At 56.4% G+C, this 16,899-nt stretch carries 20 protein-coding genes; 11 read left to right on the top strand and 9 right to left on the bottom strand.

All coding sequences use genetic code 11. The features are described from left to right. The 8 genes from JRJ26_14580 to JRJ26_14545 form a co-directional block, all read left to right on the top strand. The coding region (locus JRJ26_14580) for a DUF72 domain-containing protein (GenBank protein ID MBW2058718.1) at positions 1-133 on the top strand (133 nt) is incomplete at its 5' end. 257 nt (positions 134-390) lie between these two features. Beyond that, positions 391-1,401 (top strand): cyclic nucleotide-binding domain-containing protein, encoded by a 1,011-nt coding sequence (locus tag JRJ26_14575; GenBank protein MBW2058717.1) that lies wholly within the window; start codon positions 391-393, stop codon positions 1,399-1,401. Between the two features lie 103 nt (positions 1,402-1,504). Then, positions 1,505-2,080, top strand: coding sequence for a PaaI family thioesterase (locus JRJ26_14570; protein ID MBW2058716.1), 576 nt, complete (start codon positions 1,505-1,507; stop codon positions 2,078-2,080). Between the two features lie 53 nt (positions 2,081-2,133). Continuing rightward, a complete protein-coding gene (locus tag JRJ26_14565; protein MBW2058715.1) occupies positions 2,134-3,342 on the top strand; it encodes an efflux RND transporter periplasmic adaptor subunit in 1,209 nt (402 codons plus the stop codon). 2 nt (positions 3,343-3,344) lie between these two features. Beyond that, on the top strand, positions 3,345-4,277 hold the full coding sequence (locus tag JRJ26_14560) for an ABC transporter ATP-binding protein (GenBank protein MBW2058714.1): 933 nt from the start codon (positions 3,345-3,347) through the stop codon (positions 4,275-4,277). Beyond that, positions 4,274-5,227, top strand: a complete 954-nt coding sequence (locus tag JRJ26_14555) for an ABC transporter ATP-binding protein (GenBank protein MBW2058713.1) — start codon at positions 4,274-4,276, stop codon at positions 5,225-5,227. Before JRJ26_14560 ends, JRJ26_14555 begins: the two co-directional genes overlap by 4 nt. Positions 5,228-5,245: 18 nt before the next feature. Beyond that, the gene (locus tag JRJ26_14550) at positions 5,246-6,364 is read left to right on the top strand and encodes an ABC transporter permease (protein ID MBW2058712.1); all 1,119 of its coding nucleotides are present in this window, start codon (positions 5,246-5,248) and stop codon (positions 6,362-6,364) included. Positions 6,365-6,442: 78 nt separating this feature from the next. Beyond that, on the top strand, positions 6,443-7,597 hold the full coding sequence (locus JRJ26_14545) for an ABC transporter permease (GenBank protein MBW2058711.1): 1,155 nt from the start codon (positions 6,443-6,445) through the stop codon (positions 7,595-7,597). A 178-nt stretch (positions 7,598-7,775) separates the two neighbouring features. Here the strand turns inward: JRJ26_14545 and JRJ26_14540 are convergent, their stop codons facing one another. Then, complete coding sequence (locus JRJ26_14540) at positions 7,776-7,937, bottom strand: hypothetical protein (GenBank protein MBW2058710.1); 162 nt, start codon at positions 7,935-7,937, stop codon at positions 7,776-7,778. A 55-nt stretch (positions 7,938-7,992) separates the two neighbouring features. Further along, entirely contained in the window at positions 7,993-8,508 is a 516-nt protein-coding gene (locus JRJ26_14535; GenBank protein ID MBW2058709.1) for a hypothetical protein, read from the bottom strand. Positions 8,509-8,716: 208 nt separating this feature from the next. Between JRJ26_14535 and JRJ26_14530 the strand changes: the two genes are divergently transcribed. Then, positions 8,717-9,061, top strand: coding sequence for a hypothetical protein (locus tag JRJ26_14530; GenBank protein MBW2058708.1), 345 nt, complete (start codon positions 8,717-8,719; stop codon positions 9,059-9,061). A 20-nt stretch (positions 9,062-9,081) separates the two neighbouring features. On the opposite strand, the gene JRJ26_14525 is transcribed toward JRJ26_14530, so the two are convergent. Further along, entirely contained in the window at positions 9,082-9,642 is a 561-nt protein-coding gene (locus JRJ26_14525) for a metal-dependent hydrolase (protein ID MBW2058707.1), read from the bottom strand. A gap of 461 nt (positions 9,643-10,103) precedes the next feature. Between JRJ26_14525 and JRJ26_14520 the strand changes: the two genes are divergently transcribed. Beyond that, positions 10,104-10,757 carry an endonuclease III gene (locus JRJ26_14520; GenBank protein ID MBW2058706.1) on the top strand — a complete coding sequence of 218 codons (654 nt, stop codon included), beginning with the start codon at positions 10,104-10,106 and terminating at the stop codon, positions 10,755-10,757. A gap of 83 nt (positions 10,758-10,840) precedes the next feature. Here JRJ26_14520 and JRJ26_14515 read toward each other — a convergent pair whose 3' ends face one another. The 3 genes from JRJ26_14515 to dapA all read right to left on the bottom strand — a co-directional run bounded on the left by JRJ26_14515 (position 10,841) and on the right by dapA (position 13,102). Beyond that, a complete protein-coding gene (locus JRJ26_14515; GenBank protein MBW2058705.1) occupies positions 10,841-11,806 on the bottom strand; it encodes a hydroxyacid dehydrogenase in 966 nt (321 codons plus the stop codon). 81 nt (positions 11,807-11,887) lie between these two features. Further along, on the bottom strand, positions 11,888-12,046 hold the full coding sequence (locus tag JRJ26_14510; GenBank protein MBW2058704.1) for a GntR family transcriptional regulator: 159 nt from the start codon (positions 12,044-12,046) through the stop codon (positions 11,888-11,890). A gap of 159 nt (positions 12,047-12,205) precedes the next feature. After that, complete coding sequence (gene dapA / locus JRJ26_14505; protein MBW2058703.1) at positions 12,206-13,102, bottom strand: 4-hydroxy-tetrahydrodipicolinate synthase; 897 nt, start codon at positions 13,100-13,102, stop codon at positions 12,206-12,208. Positions 13,103-13,446: 344 nt separating this feature from the next. On the opposite strand from dapA, the gene JRJ26_14500 reads away from it, so the two are divergent. Continuing rightward, positions 13,447-14,022 carry an Ldh family oxidoreductase gene (locus JRJ26_14500; GenBank protein MBW2058702.1) on the top strand — a complete coding sequence of 192 codons (576 nt, stop codon included), beginning with the start codon at positions 13,447-13,449 and terminating at the stop codon, positions 14,020-14,022. A 26-nt stretch (positions 14,023-14,048) separates the two neighbouring features. On the opposite strand, the gene JRJ26_14495 is transcribed toward JRJ26_14500, so the two are convergent. The 3 genes from JRJ26_14495 to JRJ26_14485 are packed head-to-tail and all read right to left on the bottom strand — an operon-like array spanning position 14,049 to position 16,699. Then, positions 14,049-14,456, bottom strand: coding sequence for a cytochrome C (locus tag JRJ26_14495; GenBank protein MBW2058701.1), 408 nt, complete (start codon positions 14,454-14,456; stop codon positions 14,049-14,051). A gap of 12 nt (positions 14,457-14,468) precedes the next feature. Continuing rightward, on the bottom strand, positions 14,469-15,545 hold the full coding sequence (locus tag JRJ26_14490) for a metallophosphoesterase (GenBank protein MBW2058700.1): 1,077 nt from the start codon (positions 15,543-15,545) through the stop codon (positions 14,469-14,471). 14 nt (positions 15,546-15,559) lie between these two features. Then, positions 15,560-16,699, bottom strand: a complete 1,140-nt coding sequence (locus JRJ26_14485; GenBank protein MBW2058699.1) for a c-type cytochrome — start codon at positions 16,697-16,699, stop codon at positions 15,560-15,562. Positions 16,700-16,899 lie beyond the last annotated feature (200 nt).

Below are 16,899 nucleotides of genomic sequence, written 5' to 3'. Positions count from 1 at the left end.
CGTCCACTGGGCCTCCAGGATCCGGCCCTGGCTCGATCAGGGTAGATCGGTCTATGCCTTTTTCAACAATGATGCGCACGGGTACGCCGTGGAAAACGCCCGCCGCCTCGGTCAGATCCTTGAGGAGGGGTGAGCTATCAAGGGTTGCACAAGGCAACTGCCATGAGGAAGTTCTAAAATCCCTCATCGCCGGGTTCGGTAATCGACAAGGGAAGCGCTCCCCATAATGCGATGAATCGCCGTAAGGCCGGAAATCCCGAGGTCTTGACCCGTTCCGGGAAAGACGGTACTTTTACCTGGGCCGGATGACACGGATTTCGCTTATCCTTTTTCACGCGAGACGGAAGTGGGTCGAGATCCGCTATCCAAGCGGTTCTCCATGGGTTGTTGATGGATGATTCCAGAAAAGGGGATGAACTCTTTTCCTTTCTGAAACAGTGTGAACTCTTTTCCTCTCTTCCTGACCGAGTCCTGGCAAGAATCTTGGAGAAGTGCACCTTTGAGACCTACGGACCGGGTTCTGTGATCTTCCGGGTGGGTGATCCGGCCGATAAGGTCTATGTGATTCGATCGGGCGTGGTTGAGATCTGCCGGGAGGATCGGGACAGAGCCAAACCAGAGATCGTGGCTTACCTGGGGGAGCGGGAAATACTGGGAGAGATGTCGATCCTCACCGGATCCCCGCGCGGCTCTCTCGCTCGTGTGCCTGAAAGGGCCGTGCTTCTGACCCTGACGCGGGACGCCTTTGTCGGGCTCCTGGAGACCGTTCCGCTGCTGGCGATTCGCCTTGCCACTTTGCTTGCAGAGAGGCTCGAGGCGTGGATCAGGAAGGAGAGACTCCATATCAAAGGACAGGAGCTTTCCGGAAGTCTCGAGTATTTTGATTCTTCCACGCTGATTCAGACCCTTGCGGACAGTGACCGGACAGGGCTCCTGACCATTATGGACGGGCAGAAGGAGACCGTGGCGGAGATCTATATCGAGGGAGGGGAAGTCTGCTCCGCGCGGATGGGGCACCTGGCCGGTACTGAGGCCTTCTACCAGCTCTTCCAATCTGAGGAGGGCAAATCCTTTACCTTCAAAGTGGGAGCAATCAAGGAGGTGTCCCCGATTGCCAGGATTCCCCATCGCACCATAGCTGTTCTCCTTGAGGCGAATCGGCTTCAGGACGAACTGAACAGGCTGAAACAGCGGATTCCGGATGCTGAAAGGATCTTCCTGCCAAAGGTCCGAGAGCTTTCCTGGAAGGACGAGGGGACGTTCCCACTGGCAAAAGAGATCTGGGCTTTGATCTGTCAGGGCAAACCCTTGTCCCACATCCTCCAGAAGGTTCCGGTTTCCCACTATTCGATCTATAGAATCGTCGCGGAGATGCTCGATCAGGGGCAGATTGCTCTCTGATCTGTCTGAATTCCAGAGACCGGCGCTTGAGGTGCGAGGCCGGAAAGGCAAAGGTGCTGCTTTTGCAGGACGGGGCGAATCGATCTGTTCCCCGACCGAGGGGATGCCTGTTCTGTACGCCATGTTCATGAAAGATAGCCAGGAGTGCACGGTGAAACTCTATCTCCCCTCTTATGAGACCTGTTTTGTCTGCGGAAAGAAGAACCCGAACGGCCTGAGGTTGTGCTTTTACATCGAGGACGGCCGTGTGACATCGGAGTTCAGCCCGAGGGAGGAGCTCTGTGGGTTTTCTGGGGTTCTCCATGGAGGCATCATCTCCTCGATCATCGATGAGACCCTCTGGTGGTCGTCTGCTGTTGGAGCAGAACGGCTTGTGCTGACCAGGAACCTGAGGCTGACCTACCTCAGGCCCGTTGTTGTCGGGAAGAGTTATCGCGTGGAGGCAGATCCTCCTCAGCCCGAGGGGCGGCATTACCTGTGCCGGGGACGGATCGTGGAGAGAGCCGGAGCCGTTTGTGTGAAGGGAGAAGGGTCCTATTCCCCCCTGAGGTGGGGAAAGAACCGGTATCCCCCCGACCTTCTCGCCTACGTCGACGAGTCGGGAAATCCATTGCCCGAAGAGAGATTCTATCGGTTTCCAATGCCCGGACATCGAGGATCCGGACTCTCCCCTGTTTGACTCGGACCCGGTCCGTCGATCTCGGGGGCTGACCCCAGGCGTGAGGGGGGCGCATGAAGAAGAGGTTCTTTCTCTTTCCGCTGTTTCTTTTGTTTGCCGCCCTAGCGGTATACCTCCTGGTTCAGAACCAGAAGAACACGGAAGAGAACGGCCTCTGGGTTTCGGGCACCATCGAGCTCACGGAGGTGGACTGCGCTTTCAGGATCTCGGGGGTGATCGAGGAACTGAGGTTCGATGAAGGGGACTCTGTGAACCAGGGGGACCTCATAGCCCGCCTCGACGACCGCGAACTCCAGGACCGCCGGAAAAGGGCCGAAGCCTCACTCAAGATGGCCGAAAGCCGCGTATCGCAACTGCTTGTGGCTATCGAGCACCAAAAGAGAACCAGCCAGGGGGTCGTGGCCCAGGCGAAGGCCCAGCTTGCAGCGGCCCAGGCCCACCTCAAGGAGCTTCTCAAGGGGGCTCGCCCTCAGGAGATTGAGGAGTCGAGGGCGGAGGTGAGTCGTGCTCGGAGTCAGTTGGAAAAGGCAAGACTCGAGTGGGAGCGAGCCAGGCGCCTCTTTGCCTCCCAGACCATCTCCAAGCAGCAGTGGGATACGGCCAAGGCAGCTTTTGAGACTGCCAGAGCGCGATACAAGCAGGCCAGAGAAAAGTACAAACTCGTCCGGGAAGGGCCCAGAAAAGAGACCATCGAGGCAGCCCGGAGCAGGGTTGCCGAGGCGAGGGCGGCACTGGAGGTGGCAGAAGCCGCGGGGCTCAAGGTCGAAGAATTGAAGAGAGAACTCGAGACTGCCAGGGCCCAGGTCGAAGTGGCCCGTGCCGATCTCGATCTGGCCGAGACCCTTATCAGCGAGACCAGGCTCTATGCTCCCATATCGGGTGTCGTCCTCTCCAAGAATATGGAAAGGGGCGAGATCGCCCTTCCAGGGTCCTCTGTCTTGACCCTGGGTGATCTGAAAAAGGTCTGGCTCAGGGCTTACATCAACGAGACCGATCTCGGACGGGTCAAGGTGGGACAGGCCGCAGAGGTTTACACAGACACCTATCCTGGCAAGGTCTATGGCGGGCGGATCTCCTTTATCTCGAGTAAGGCCGAGTTCACCCCCAAGCAGATCCAGACCCAGGAGGAGCGGGTCAAGCTTGTCTATCGGATCAAAATCGACATCGATAATCCCCGTATGGAGTTGAAGTCCGGAATGCCGGCCGATGCCAGAATCGCCATGACCAAGGGCGGGAATCAAGTGTCAGAGGGCGACGAGTAGCAATGGCGGCGATCATCGAGACACGCGGCCTCGGTCGTGATTTTGACGGGCTTGCTGCGGTGAAAGACGTCACATTCCACGTGAGTCCGGGTGAGCTCTTCGGGCTGGTGGGCCCTGACGGAGCGGGAAAGACCACGACGATCCGCCTCCTGTGCGGAGTCGTCGAACCCTCCAGGGGGGAAGCCTTTGTGGCCGGGTTCAGCATCCGAACCGAGAGTGAGCAGATCAAGTCCCGGATCGGCTACATGCCCCAGAGGTTTGGTCTCTACGGGGATCTCACGGTCAATGAGAATCTCCATTTCTATGCGGACCTCTACCAAGTGCCCTCCAGGCAGCGGGGCGAGAGACTCCGCCGTCTCCTCGAGTTCAGCCAGCTTGAGCCATTCTCCCGGAGGTTGGTGAGGGACCTCTCGGGAGGGATGAAACAGAAACTGGGGCTTGCCTGCGCGCTGATTCACACGCCGGAGGTTCTCTTCCTCGATGAACCGACCTGTGGGGTCGATCCCGTATCACGCCGGGACCTATGGAGGATTCTCTACGACCTGGCCACACAGGGGGTCACCATTCTAATGTCGACCGCTTACCTCGATGAGGCGGAACGATGCAGCCGGGTGGGCCTCATGTTCCAGGGGGAACTGATGGTCTGTGCACCGCCCTCCTCTATCATGTCGGGCCTACCAGGGGAGGTTTGGCGGATACGATGTGAGGACAACCGCCTGGCCAGGGACAGGATCAGATCCATGGGGAGAGTCACGGCGGATCTGATCGGCGACGCTCTTCACGTGGTCTTTCCCTTTCATGTGGGCGATTCGGACCGCCTGAGAGAAGGCCTGAAACCCGCCGGGGTTCAGATCCTGGAAGCAGAGAGGATACGGCCCTCTCTTGAAGACGCCTTCATGGATCTGGTTCAAAGAAAAAGGCGCGGCATGTCATGAACCGGGGCGAACAGATCCCCTATTCGGTGGAGGTCTCCGATCTGGTCAAGACCTTCGGGTCTTTCACCGCTGTGGACCACATCAGCTTCAGGGTACGCCGCGGGGAGGTGTTCGGCTTCCTGGGGCCTAACGGTGCGGGTAAATCGACGACGATCCGCATGCTTTGCGGCCTGCTCAAGCCCACCTCGGGCCGGGGGCACGTGGAAGGTCTCGATGTGACGACCCAATCCGAGAGGATCAAGGAGATAATCGGATACATGTCTCAGAGGTTCTCCCTTTACGAGGATCTGACAGTGGAAGAGAATATCGACTTCTACAGTGGTCTTTACAGAATTCCTCGGGCCAAGGCACTCGAGAGAAAGGAGTGGGTCCTTGAGATGGCGGGGCTTACAGAGCGTTACAAGAGCCCGACCGCTACCTTGGCGACCGGTTGGAAGCAGCGTCTCGCCCTGGGGTGCGCCATCATCCATGAGCCTCCGGTCCTTTTCCTCGACGAGCCGACCTCAGGGGTGGACCCTCTGTCGAGGAGGCAGTTCTGGGATCTGATCTACACCCTCTCAGAAGGCGGGACCACTGTCTTCGTTACGACCCACTATATGGATGAAGCCGAGAATTGCCATCGCCTGGCCCTGATATATCGAGGAAGACTCTCTGCCGTGGCCACACCACGGGAGCTCAAGGAGAAGACCATGGACCGGACCGTTCTGGTCCTGGAGGGGCCTGGGATCTTTCAATGGATAGACGACATAGAAGAACTGGATTCTTGCGATGAAGTAGCTGTTTTCGGCAACAGTCTTCATATCATAGTTCGCGAGACCGGTGAGGCGATCCGGGAAATCAGGAGGTTCCTGGCCGGCCGCTCAAGTGCAGACTATGTGCTGGAAAAGACCGAACCCTCTCTGGAAGATGTTTTTGTCAGTCTGATCAAGAAACAGGAGGAGGGGGGTTGATCGGAGATAGGGAGGCCGATGAATTTCCTACGTGCAAAGGCCATTGCCGAAAAGGAGATGATCCACATACTCAGGGATCCGAGGAGTCTCCTCATGGCGATTGCCATCCCCTTGCTGCTTCTCTTCCTCTTCGGTTACGCTCTCACCCTGGACGTGGACAACGTACCCCTGGCGGTTTTCGATATGGACGGATCCCAGATGAGTCGGCGGTTCATCGATCGATTCGACAGATCGAAATACTTCTCCCTCCGCCTTATGGCAAAGGACTACCGCCAAATAGAGGCTTCCATAGACAGGGGAGAATGCCTCATGGGGCTCGTGATCCCTCGTGACTTCTCGACCCGCCTCCAATCGGGCCGGCCGGTCTCGGTCCAGGCTTTTGTGGATGGCAGCAACTCTAATACCGCGTCCATCGCTCTCGGTTATGCCTCAACCATTGCAGCCATCTATTCCCAAGAGCACCTCGCGGAAGTGCTGGGCAAGACCCTAAAACCGGTGGATCCCCAGATACGGGTCTGGTTCAACACGGAATTGAAGAGCAGGAACTATATCATTCCAGGTATCATGGTCGTCATAATGATGGTCATCGCGAGTCTTCTCACTTCCCTCACCATTGCGAGGGAATGGGAGAACGGAACCATGGAGCAGCTCATCTCCACGCCTCTACAGCCTGGGGAACTTATCTTGGGGAAGATGACACCGTACTTTTTCATCGGGTTTCTCGACATGCTCCTCTCGGTGGTCATGGGGACGCAACTGTTTCGAGTGCCTCTGAAGGGGAATCCCCTTGTTCTGTTCGCCCTTTCGAGTCTCTTTCTGGTGGGTGGGCTCAGTCTCGGCCTTCTGTACTCGATCCTGGTGAAGAATCAGCTCTTTGCCTATCAGCTTGCCATGCTTACCTCCTTCCTCCCATCCTTCATACTCTCGGATTTTACCTTCCCCATCACGGGAATGCCCCCTGCCGTCCGTCTGCTCACATATCTGGTGCCGGCCCGGTATTTCGTCACCATAGTCAAGGGGATCTTCTTGAAGGGGGTGGGTGTGGAGATTCTATGGATGGAAACGGTTCTGCTCGGTGTATTCGGCGGGACGGTTTTTCTAATTGCCAATATGAGTCTCAAGAAGAGACTCCAGTAAAATACGTAGCGGTCCGGTCGTGGGGGATCTGGCCGAACAGAGGAATCGCGGATCGGTAAAGGGACAGGGACTCAGGGTATGAGCCGGCTCAGGCATATGGTGCGGAAGGAATTCATCCAGGCCTTTCGAGACAAGAGATCCAGAATCCTGCTCTTTTTGCCTCCTGTTATGCAACTATTTCTCTTCGGGTATGCCGTGAACATGGACATTACGAACGTCCGCCTTGGTGTAGTGGACCTGAGCCACAGCCAGCAGAGCAGAGCTCTGATCGAGTCTTTTGACGGTTCGAGGTATTTCAGGGTAATCAGGGTTGTCGAGAATCAACACGAGATCGGGGACCTGCTCGACCACGGAACCGTCCATGCCGTGCTTGTGGTGGGTCGGGATTTTGCCAAGAAGATCAAGAGGGAGGAGAACAACACCGTTCAGCTCATTCTCGACGGCTCTGATTCAAACACAGCCACATTGATCGGCCAGTACGCCACCTCGATAGTCCTACGATACTCGCGGAGCCTCCTGACCGCCTGGCTCGATCACCAGGTAAGTCTCCAACTGCTTAAAGGGAAGGCGGAGGAACTGGGAAGGATCGGGGATGTCTCCCTCCGGGAGCGGGCCTGGTACAACCCAAACCTCAAGAGCCGGTTCTTCTTTGTGCCAGGTGTCATTGCCATGATAGTCATGCTGGTCATCACCCTTCTTACCGCCATGGCCATCGTGAGGGAAAAGGAGATAGGCACGCTCGAGCAACTCATGGTCTCTCCAATCCGTCCGTGGGAGTTGATAGTGGGCAAGTCGATCCCGTTTATTCTCGTCGGGTACGCGGACATGATCCTGGTCACGGTGATGGCTGCCTATTGGTTCAGGGTACCCATTCGCGGCAACCTCGCCCTGCTCTTCCTTTCGACTTCGGTCTACCTGCTCAGCGCATTGGGCACAGGGCTCTTCATATCCACAATCTCCCAGACCCAGCAGCAGGCTATGATGACAAACTTCTTCTTTTTCTCTCCAATGGTTCTCCTGTCAGGATTCGTCTTTCCCATCGCCAACATGCCCAAGGCGGTCCAGTTCATCACATTTGCCAATCCGATGCGCTATTTTCTGGTTATCATCCGGGGAATTTTTCTCAAGGGTATCGGGACTGACGTACTGTGGCCTCATCTGTTCGCCCTGGGTGTGATCGGTCTAACCCTCCTCACGATCAGCACCGTTCGATTCAGGAAAAGGATTGACTGAAGCTCTCCGGCCAAAGGTTGGAGCATTCTGCGATATGTCGTAAGATCTTCAGAAGGTCGGCCGAGGGGTGTAGAGCCCCTTGAGGTAACAGGACGACTCAGTGGGCCTCCCTTAAGCCAGCCCACGATCCCGGGGAACTGCCGGCAGGGCAGAGAATTCCGACGTGGATCCCTCTGTCTCAGCAATCCCGCGGCTCGTCTTTCAGTTCCCTCACTTCGTGTTCGAGACCCGGACAACGTTTGAGGAAGAGCAAGAGGACCTCGAGATCCTTATCCGTCTCTACATAGACTTCACATTGTCTGTCCGTTGCGGGGTCGGAGATTTTCAGGGCGTAACGCATGGGCTCTGATTCCCTCCTTTATGCGACTCCGTTGCCGTGACAGAGAAGACTCCTCTCATTCGTGGGTGAATCGAATGGCCATCCCTTTCAGGTAGAGCGACTCCTCCTCGATGGGGAGAGCCGGTGGATAGGCACGGTATCTCTTCGAGGCTCCGCCGAAAAGGTCGTTTCTCAGGCCGGCTTCTCCAACTGTGGAGATTCTCCGCCCTGTTTCAACGAGAATCACCCCCTGTGCGCCGACCTTGCCGGCGGCCTCGACAAGACGTTTTTCCAGCGAGTCCGGCTCCTCGTCCGGCTCTCCTGAAATGGTCACTTCTCCAATGACCGTATAAGACCGGACAGGACGAGTACGGTACAGTCTGGGGTGTTCAACAGCGGAAAAGGACCGGTCGGTGAAGGGAGTGAATGTGAAATCCTGTGGGCGCCCCCTCGAGGCACATCCCAAACAGATAAGGCCCACACAGAGAACGCCCCATCTCAAGAGGCCGGCAAAGCTCATCACTCTTCCCAATTTCGAAGCTGATTTCCAGCCGTTCGCGATCCAGCCGGCGGTTGGTTCTTTTGGCCCCATCGGCATTCCGTCTCCTAATCACCGAACAGACCGAATTGCTTCCCTCTCACCAAGACCTAGTATCGCTCAATTTACCTCTTTTGTAAACCGTGGCAAGACCCCAGGGTTTGGGACGGTGACCTTCGGTCTGCAAGCATGTGGGTTTGCAACGTTCGGGCACGCTTTTTGCAATCAAAACACCGTGCAATCCCTTCAGAGAGGAAGTCCTATGAAGAAGATCGGACCCCTTGCAGGACTGATCCTGCTTGGCGCTGCCACCTTCGCCCTTGCAGCGGACCTGACCTTTACCGAAGGCAACAACTTCAAGGAGAACGGATCCTTCCTTGTCATGGGTTTTGTCAAAAATACGTCGAACTACACCATGAAGGACATAAAGATCACGATAAAATACTACGACAAGGCGGGTAATTTCCTCCGCTTCGGCACAGCCCCCACCGACCCTCCCGTTCTCGCACCGGGCGAGGAGGCGAGCTACCGGGTTGTCATACCGGAAGACAGCCGGATCGCCGCGATCAAGAAGACCGCCAGATGGACGGTCAAGGAAGAGAACTGAGGGGCTCTCCCAGGGATCGATCATCCCGACGACGGGCCGCGACGGACCTTGGAGACGATTGCGGTTCTTGATCGCCTTTCGAATATTCGAAACCCCCGAGTCCACCGATAGAGGAACAAGAAGAGCCCGCACGCGGCGACAATTTCGAAGTCCCTGAAGCTGCCAAGGAGAACGGAACCGATCAGATCGTGCCATCCCATGTGTCCATGGCTCCAGTTGACACTCAGAGGCCATAAGAAAGAGACCTGTGACTGGGTGAGCAGGGCATCGGCCAGGACATGCGAGAGGGTAACGAGAAAGCCGGTTGCAAATCCGAATCTTGGAGCCTTGGGCCAGAGCCGCCAGGCATTGGCCGCCAGCAGACCGGCCGTCAGCGCGAAGAGGAGGCTGTGTGTGGGCCCTCTATGAAAAGCGTTACCGTTGCCCCGCACGAGGAGGCCGACGAGAATATCGATGTCGGGAAGGTTCGAGAGAACCACCACTCCGGCAAAGACCTTCCACCGGCTGAGAATAGGCTCATCTGAATTACAGACCCCGTAGGTAGTCAAACCGATCGCTGCATGGCCCATGGGTAGCGGCACAGCCAACCTCCAAAGGATCCCTCGGAAAGTAACTGGGACCTCACCTTTATTCACTATCTATTGTATATTTTTCCCGCACGCAATATGAATGCCAGTAGAGCAAGAAACTGCCGATTCCCCGTCATCAGACGGGTTGCCGAGGCAGAGGCATGTCGGCTCGTCGAGAAGGTGGACCCTAACCGCCCGACAATGGAAAACATTTTCATAGAAAATCCAGTATATTTCAATGGCCAGGTCCTGGATTCTCAGAGATTAGGAGGAAACATCCCCGAAAATCGAGAAACTCCACACTCCAAGGAAGATTCCACAAAAGATGGGGAACTCCTGGCGCATCTTGCATTGACTTGCCCTGGTATTCTGTTTTGATAGGGGAAACGGTTGTTTACAGGGCTTGTTGCTCTTTGGGAGTATCGAAGGGGCCGTTTTGAGAAGGGCCAGGGATCGCGGCCAAGAGGTTGGACATGAAAGACCGGCACATAGACGAGGTGGTTCGAATTCTCCGTCAAACGGTGAAACCGTGGGAAGATCCTGCCGTGACTCAGGTTGCCCGGCGCCGGGATCCCTACCAGGTGCTGATCTCCTGCCTCCTCAGCCTGAGGACTCAAGATGAAACCACTGACAGGGCCTCAAAGCGGCTCTTCGCTTTGGCCCGTAGGCCTGAAGAGATGATCAGGCTCTCCCCCGAGGCAATCGAAAAGGCTATCTACCCTGTGGGGTTCTACCGTAACAAGGCAAGAACCATCCTCGAAATCTCGAGAACGCTTATTGAACGGTACGGCGGCCGGGTTCCTGACAGAATCGATGAAATCCTGAGGTTCAAAGGAGTGGGAAGGAAGACCGCAAACCTGGTCATCACCCTGGGCTTCGGTAAGCCCGGGATCTGTGTGGATACACATGTTCACCGCATTACCAACCGCTGGGGCTATGTGGCCACCAAGACGCCGAAGGAGACGGAGTTCGCCCTGAGAGAGAAACTCCCCAAACGTTACTGGATCGAGATCAACGATATGCTGGTCTCCTTTGGCCAGAGGATCTGTCGCCCTGTCAGCCCCAGATGCAGCACCTGCCCTCTCAGTGGCTACTGCGCCCGTGTGGGGGTTGCCAGGAGCCGGTAGCTGAAGGCGGCATCTCTTTCATTGCCGGGGGAGACGGCTGATCTGAAACCTTTGGTCTTCTCTGCCGGGCGGCACGGCTCAGCCTATTTCAGGGCTTCGAGAGGTACAGGGAATTCAGGGGCACGGCCCTCCAAAACCGCGATGATATCCCGGGCCACCATGCTCATCCGGATCATGCCTTCTTCCGTGTGGGCGGCCATGTGTGGGGTCCCCACGAAGCTGTCCTGAGCGAACAAGGGGTTGTCAGCAGGAGCGGGTTCCACTTCGTATACGTCTGATCCAGCACCGGCGATCCAATGTTCTTCGAGGGCTCTCACTACGTCCGACTCCTTCCAGACCGGCCCTCTGGCCATGTTGATCAGGAAGGCTGTAGGCTTCATACGCCTGAGGAGGTGAGCATCGACGAGTCCCCTGGTTTGGTCCAGAAGGGGAAGGTTGATCGAGACGAAATCCGCCTCCGCGAAAAGGGTTTCCGGATCCAAGGGCTTTGCACCGAGTTCTTTTTCCACTCTCGGATAGCGGACCAGATCATGGTAGAGCACGGCCATGCCGAAACCGTAACGACAGATGCGCGCTGTCTGTTGGCCGATTCTCCCGAATCCCATGACGCCCAGGGTCTTACCCCTGAGCTCCTCTCCTATGAGTTCATACCTGGCCTGCCATGTTCCTGCTCGGAGAGCCCTGTCCGCAAGGACCATCTTCTTGGCAAGCATGAGCGCCAGGGCCACGAAGTGTTCGGCCACACTCTCGGTATTGGCATCTGGTGTATATACCACCGTGATCCCACGTTCCCGGGCCGCTTTCAGGTCGATGTTCTCCAGCCCCACTCCGTGTCTCCCGATCACCTTGAGCCGCGGGGCCGACTCGATAACAGGGCGTGACACCGATCCATTTGCCCGGATGACGATGCCGTCTACGTCGCTGGCCTGTCTTATCAGGGCTTCCTCGTCAAAGGAGTCCGCGTAGACAACACGGCATTTCTCCTCCAAGAGCCTTGTCCCCTCGGCATGCATGGGCTCATAGAGAAGCACCTTGAACCGGGAATCCATAGGGTAGTTCCTCACCTTTTTCAGCCTGATCGATCAGTCCGGTGTGGACTTACCGGTTTATCGAGGTCATCATGTGGACCATCAGGGTATTGTGCGAGCCTTCAGGCCTTCCATCCAATCGGAAACCGCTGGGAGAACAACGGCTCCCTCACCCTGGCGGACCGAAATCAGCCCCTGGGCTTCCGCCTTTTTCACGGCCTCCCTGATCGATTGCCTGCTCACCTTCAGTTCTTTTGCCAATAGTCGTTCTAGAAGGTAGCTGCTCCCCTGGTTTCAGTCCTCCAGTGCTGATGAGCGAGATGAGCTGGTCGTAAACCTCATCGTAGATCTTTCTCTTCTTAATCGGGTTGAAGCGGTTGATGGTTTGAGAAGACCTGTTCATGAATCCCGGTCCTTGTTCTATCCGGAGACAATCCCCATCTCTAGAAGGATGTCGTGGAGCTGCCTCCTGTTTTGATCACTCAACGGTTGAATAGGTCTTCTGCAGCGCCCTGCAGGGAGCCCTATCATGGTCAAGGCCTCCTTGATCACTACAGGGAACGACCCCAAGCCGAAGGCCATCCTGAGGGGGGCCAGTTGACGCTGGTAATCTTTCGCCTTTTCATGATCACCTGCTTTGAAGGCCTGATAGATTCCCACAACCAGCCTGGGTGCCACGTTGGAGGTTGCGGCAATCGCCCCTGCCGCCCCATACATAAGGCCGCCGTATATGAGGGTATCCCTTCCCATGATCACCCTGAAATCCGGAGGGCAAAGACGGATCATCTCGGCCACCTGCGTGAGATCTCCGGAGCTGTCTTTGATTCCTGCAAAGTTTGGCAGTTCCCCTGCCAGGCTCGCGAGGGTTTCGGGGGTCAAGCTCACGCCCCCTGTCCTGCCCGGGTTGTTGTAGCACAGGACGGGGATCTCGACCGATTGGCAGATCGCTCTGAAATGCTCACGAAGCTCCTCCTGATTCGGATGAATGAAGAAGGGGGTAATTATGGAGACACAATCTGCGCCGGCCTTTTCCGCGTACTGGGTGAGCGCGATGGATTCTCTCGTGGTGATTGCCCCCGTGTTGGGCATGACAAATACTCTCCCCCCGGCCTCTTCCACGGCGACGTCGATCAATCTCTTCTTCTCTTCGTCGGTCAGGGCAAAGAACTCACCCTGGCTCCCCGCGGGAAAGAGTCCATTCACTCCGCTTTCGATAAGGTAGTTGATTATCTTCCTGAAGGCCGCCTCATCGACGTTTTCGTTCTCATCGAAAGGTGTGACGACGGCCGTGATGATTCCCTCGATCGGCTTTCCCATGAGTTCGCCTACCTCCTGTTAGAGACTAAACTCCTCGCCTTTCGGACACAGTCCATCGCGTCTTTTTCACGGACGCCTGGCCCGTCCCGTCGCCAAAGGGCTAAGCAGTCACCGCGTCTTCTTTGGGCAGAGGACCCACACAAGGTCAGGGTCGAATGGCCTGTCCCCGCTTGAATTGGGGCTGTGACGACTGTAAGTATAAGTCATACCACCTGTTCTCTTATAAGCTGCGGGTATCCCTTTGTCAACACAAAACTCGTGAATGCCTGGATATGGATTGAGGTCGGACCGGCTAGGTCAATACCGGTTACGGAGGGCGTGAGGGGGTTCATGGGACCAACCCGATGAGTTTCGCCTTTCCAACCGGAAAGTACCCGCCCCTGGTTGTCGACATGGCGACAAGCGCTTCTTCGGCAGGCAAGATCAACGACTATCTCAAGAGAGGGGAGGGAATCCCCCAGGGGTGGGCCGTCGACCGGCAAGGAAACCCGACGACCGACCCCCAAATGGCACGGGAGGGTTTCTTGCTTCCCATGGCCGGCCACAAGGGATACGGCCTCGGCCTGGTGGTGGATCTCCTCACCGGGGCTCTCACGGGGTTCTTCTGCGGAAAGGAGGTTCCTCCCCTGGAGGATCTGACAACGCCCTACGGGGCTTCGTTCTTCATGTTTGTCCTCGATCCGGGTTGCTTCGCCGGCACTGAAACCTTCAAAGGGAAAGTAGACAGGTTGATCGACGATTGCGTTACATGCCCCCCAATGAAAGGGTTCCAGAGGGTCTACTTTCCCGGGGAGCTCGAGGCCATGGAAGAGGAAGAACGGTCAAAGAAGGGGATTCCCGTCCACGAAGAAGAGCTCGCTCGTTTTTTCCAGGCTCTCCGAGAGGTCGGGGTCGAGGTCGAAGAGGCCGCTCTCGATTAGTAGTCCCTGAAAGGTCTGGTGTCTGGCTAGTGCTTTCCAGGGTCGAGGGGTACCCCCCGTCTCTCCCAGGTGATATAAGCCTCCAGGGCGATCATCCTGGGATCATAGAGGGGCAGAGGTTCACCCTCCAGGGGGTTTTGAATACACCAGTTGATCATGTCCCGCAAGGTCGCCACTGCGCCCAGCTGCTTCTGAAACTTGGGGTAGGTCTCGGGATGGGTATTGGCGGCATTGGGGTGGCACATGTCACAGGAGACGCTGTTGCTTCCGATGGCGCTGTGGAAGAGCCTTTCCCCTTCCGAGACCACCTGCATGAAAGCGCCCTTCCATTTCTTCAGATCTTTCTCCGTGAATTCGTCGGCCCTCAAGGCTGGGATCATGCCCACTGCCAGGATGATTGCCGACACTACCGGGAAGATAACCTTCCGGCCCATGAGAACCCTCCTTTAGTAATGGGTCTGGGGGGGGATCCGCCTTTGGGGATCCTGATACTCGACATCCACAGGGTGCCCGAGTCTTTCATCGAAACGGACCGTCCTTGAGGTGTTCTCCCACAGTTCATAGTGCTGGGACACATTGCCACCATCGACCGTAACCTGGGACCACCCGGTCGCGTCTCTCTCGTGGAAAGGGTCTGCCCGATTCATGAAAACGGTCATCTTTGGGATCATGTTCGGTTTCTGGGTGTATGCGAGAGGATAGGGCCACGGCCACGCCGTCGACATCCAGGCCTGAAAACCTATGTTTCCGATCTGGTTGTAGAGAATCTGGTGTACATGGCCGTGCAGGACCGTCACGTTCTTGAAAGGTCTCAGGAGGCTCTGGACGATCTCCGCATCCTCGGTCCAAAAGTTCCATGGCTTGAATATCTTGTAAAGGGGCGAGTGAGAGAGAACTATCACCGGTCTGTCGTGGTCAACCTTGGAGAGGTCGTCTCTAAGCCAGTTGATCTGTTCGAGCCCCACCATGAACGGTGAACCCTGTGGATTGTCCAGCCGTGCCATCTGTCTCATACGTTCTTCCGGAGTGGACCAGCGCCTTATCCAGTCTTCGAAGGTGAGAATGCTGTTCAGGGTGACGAAGTGGACCCCCTTGTGATCGAAACTGTAATGGAGCTTGCTTACCTTTTCCTGCCAGTACTTGCCCAGGTCCAGGTAGTAGTCGTGTTCGCCGATTACGAATCTGATGGGCACATCGATCCTGGATAGGATTTCGAGCCCGTGATCGATCTCCTCTTTCTTGCCGAGCTGGGCCAGGTCTCCCCCGAACACTATGAAGTCAGGCTCAGGCCACATCAGCCCTACCTCGGCCACTGCCTGGCGCAGTCCCCTGTCGAAGTTGGTCACAAATTCGGTTCCCCTCACATGGGTAAGATGGGAATCGGAAATGACACCGAAGGTAAATGTTTCCCCCCCTTTGCCCCAGCAGACCTCGACGGCCTTGAGGGGCAACATGGAGGCACCCGTGAAGGCCAAGGCCATTCTCAAAAAGGAGCGTCGGCTCACCGAGTTCTCTTTTTCCATGATTCCCTCCTTGCTCAAGGGCTATCCTTGACCACCCCCTCGGTCTCCATTAGATGCACGTATTCCGGGCTGGTCAGGGATTTCAGGAATTCAATGATATCCCTGATCTCCTCTTCTGTCAGGTTGAGAACCCTGACGCTTCCCAAAAAAGGATTCTTCTCTCCGCCCTTGTTGTAAAGCGCCATCACTTCTTCGAGGCTCTCCAGGCTCCCGTCGTGCATATAGGGCCCTGTTACGGCGATGTTTCGCAGGGTGGGGGTCTTGAACGCGCCTATATCGGATGTCTTAAGAGTGACCACGAAACGGCCAAGCTCAGAGATCTCTGCCTTGGTGAGGATGGATTCATCCAGCTCCCCGCCCTTGTGTTTGGCCATCCTGAATTCTCTGACGATCTCCCGGAGCCTGGGCCTGATCTTCCTGAATCCTACCCCAAGGTTATGGAATTTGTTATCGGTGAACAGGGCATAGTTCGCGCTGATAGTGTGGCATTCCTGACAGCGAGCCTTTCCTTTGTAAAGTTCCAGACCTCTTTTCGCAGACTCGGACAGGGCGCTCTTATCCTCTCCGTACATGTAGCGGTCAAAGGGGGAGTCACCTGAGATGAGGGTCCGCTCAAAGCTGGCAATCGCCTTTACCACGTGGTCGATGGTGATCTGTTCGGCTTCGACATCGAAGACCGCCTTGAAGCGGTCGAGATAGTCCTGATCCTGCTGGATGATCTTAACAACAAACCGGTGGAAATCTTGGGCCCCGCCGAGACCATGCTCCACGGAGTTTACAAAGGGGTCTTTGGCCTGCTCTTCCAGACTCGGACGCCGGCCGTCCCAGAAGAGACTCGTATAATAGGCCGAGTTGACTACCGTGGGCGAATTGCGAGTTCCTTTGAGCCTTCCGATGCCCTCTGCCACGGGCAGACCGTCGGTGAAGGCTTTTGCGGGGTTGTGGCAATGGGCGCAGCTGATCGTTCCGTCCGCGCTGAACCGTCTGTCCTTGAACAGCTTTTCCCCTAACACGACTTTTTCCGCACTTTGTGGATTGTCCTCCGGAACGGGCACGGGCGGCAGGCCGAGGGGAACGGCCTCTTGGCAGAACAGACTGACCGACCAAAGGAGGAGAAACAAGGGCAGAGACAGGGAAATCACGACGGGTCTCATCAGGCGCCTCCTTTTCCCCGATACATCACAAAGTCGCGCTTGGGTACTTATTTCCTGCTTTCCTGCCTACCTGATTCATAGCACACTAGGTAATGATTTTACAATGCCGGGCTGTTGGGAACCGGCTGTCTCCCGACCCTGCCCGGCGCACCGAGCCGAGAGTAGAGTCGATGCGATTGCCCTGGTCATGAGAATCACGA

It is taken from the genome of Deltaproteobacteria bacterium (genome assembly GCA_019308905.1).
Lineage (GTDB): Bacteria > Desulfobacterota > BSN033 > WVXP01 > WVXP01 > JAFDHF01.
Note: the sequence above shows the minus strand (reverse complement) of the source record. Positions and strands in the feature narration are given on the sequence as shown.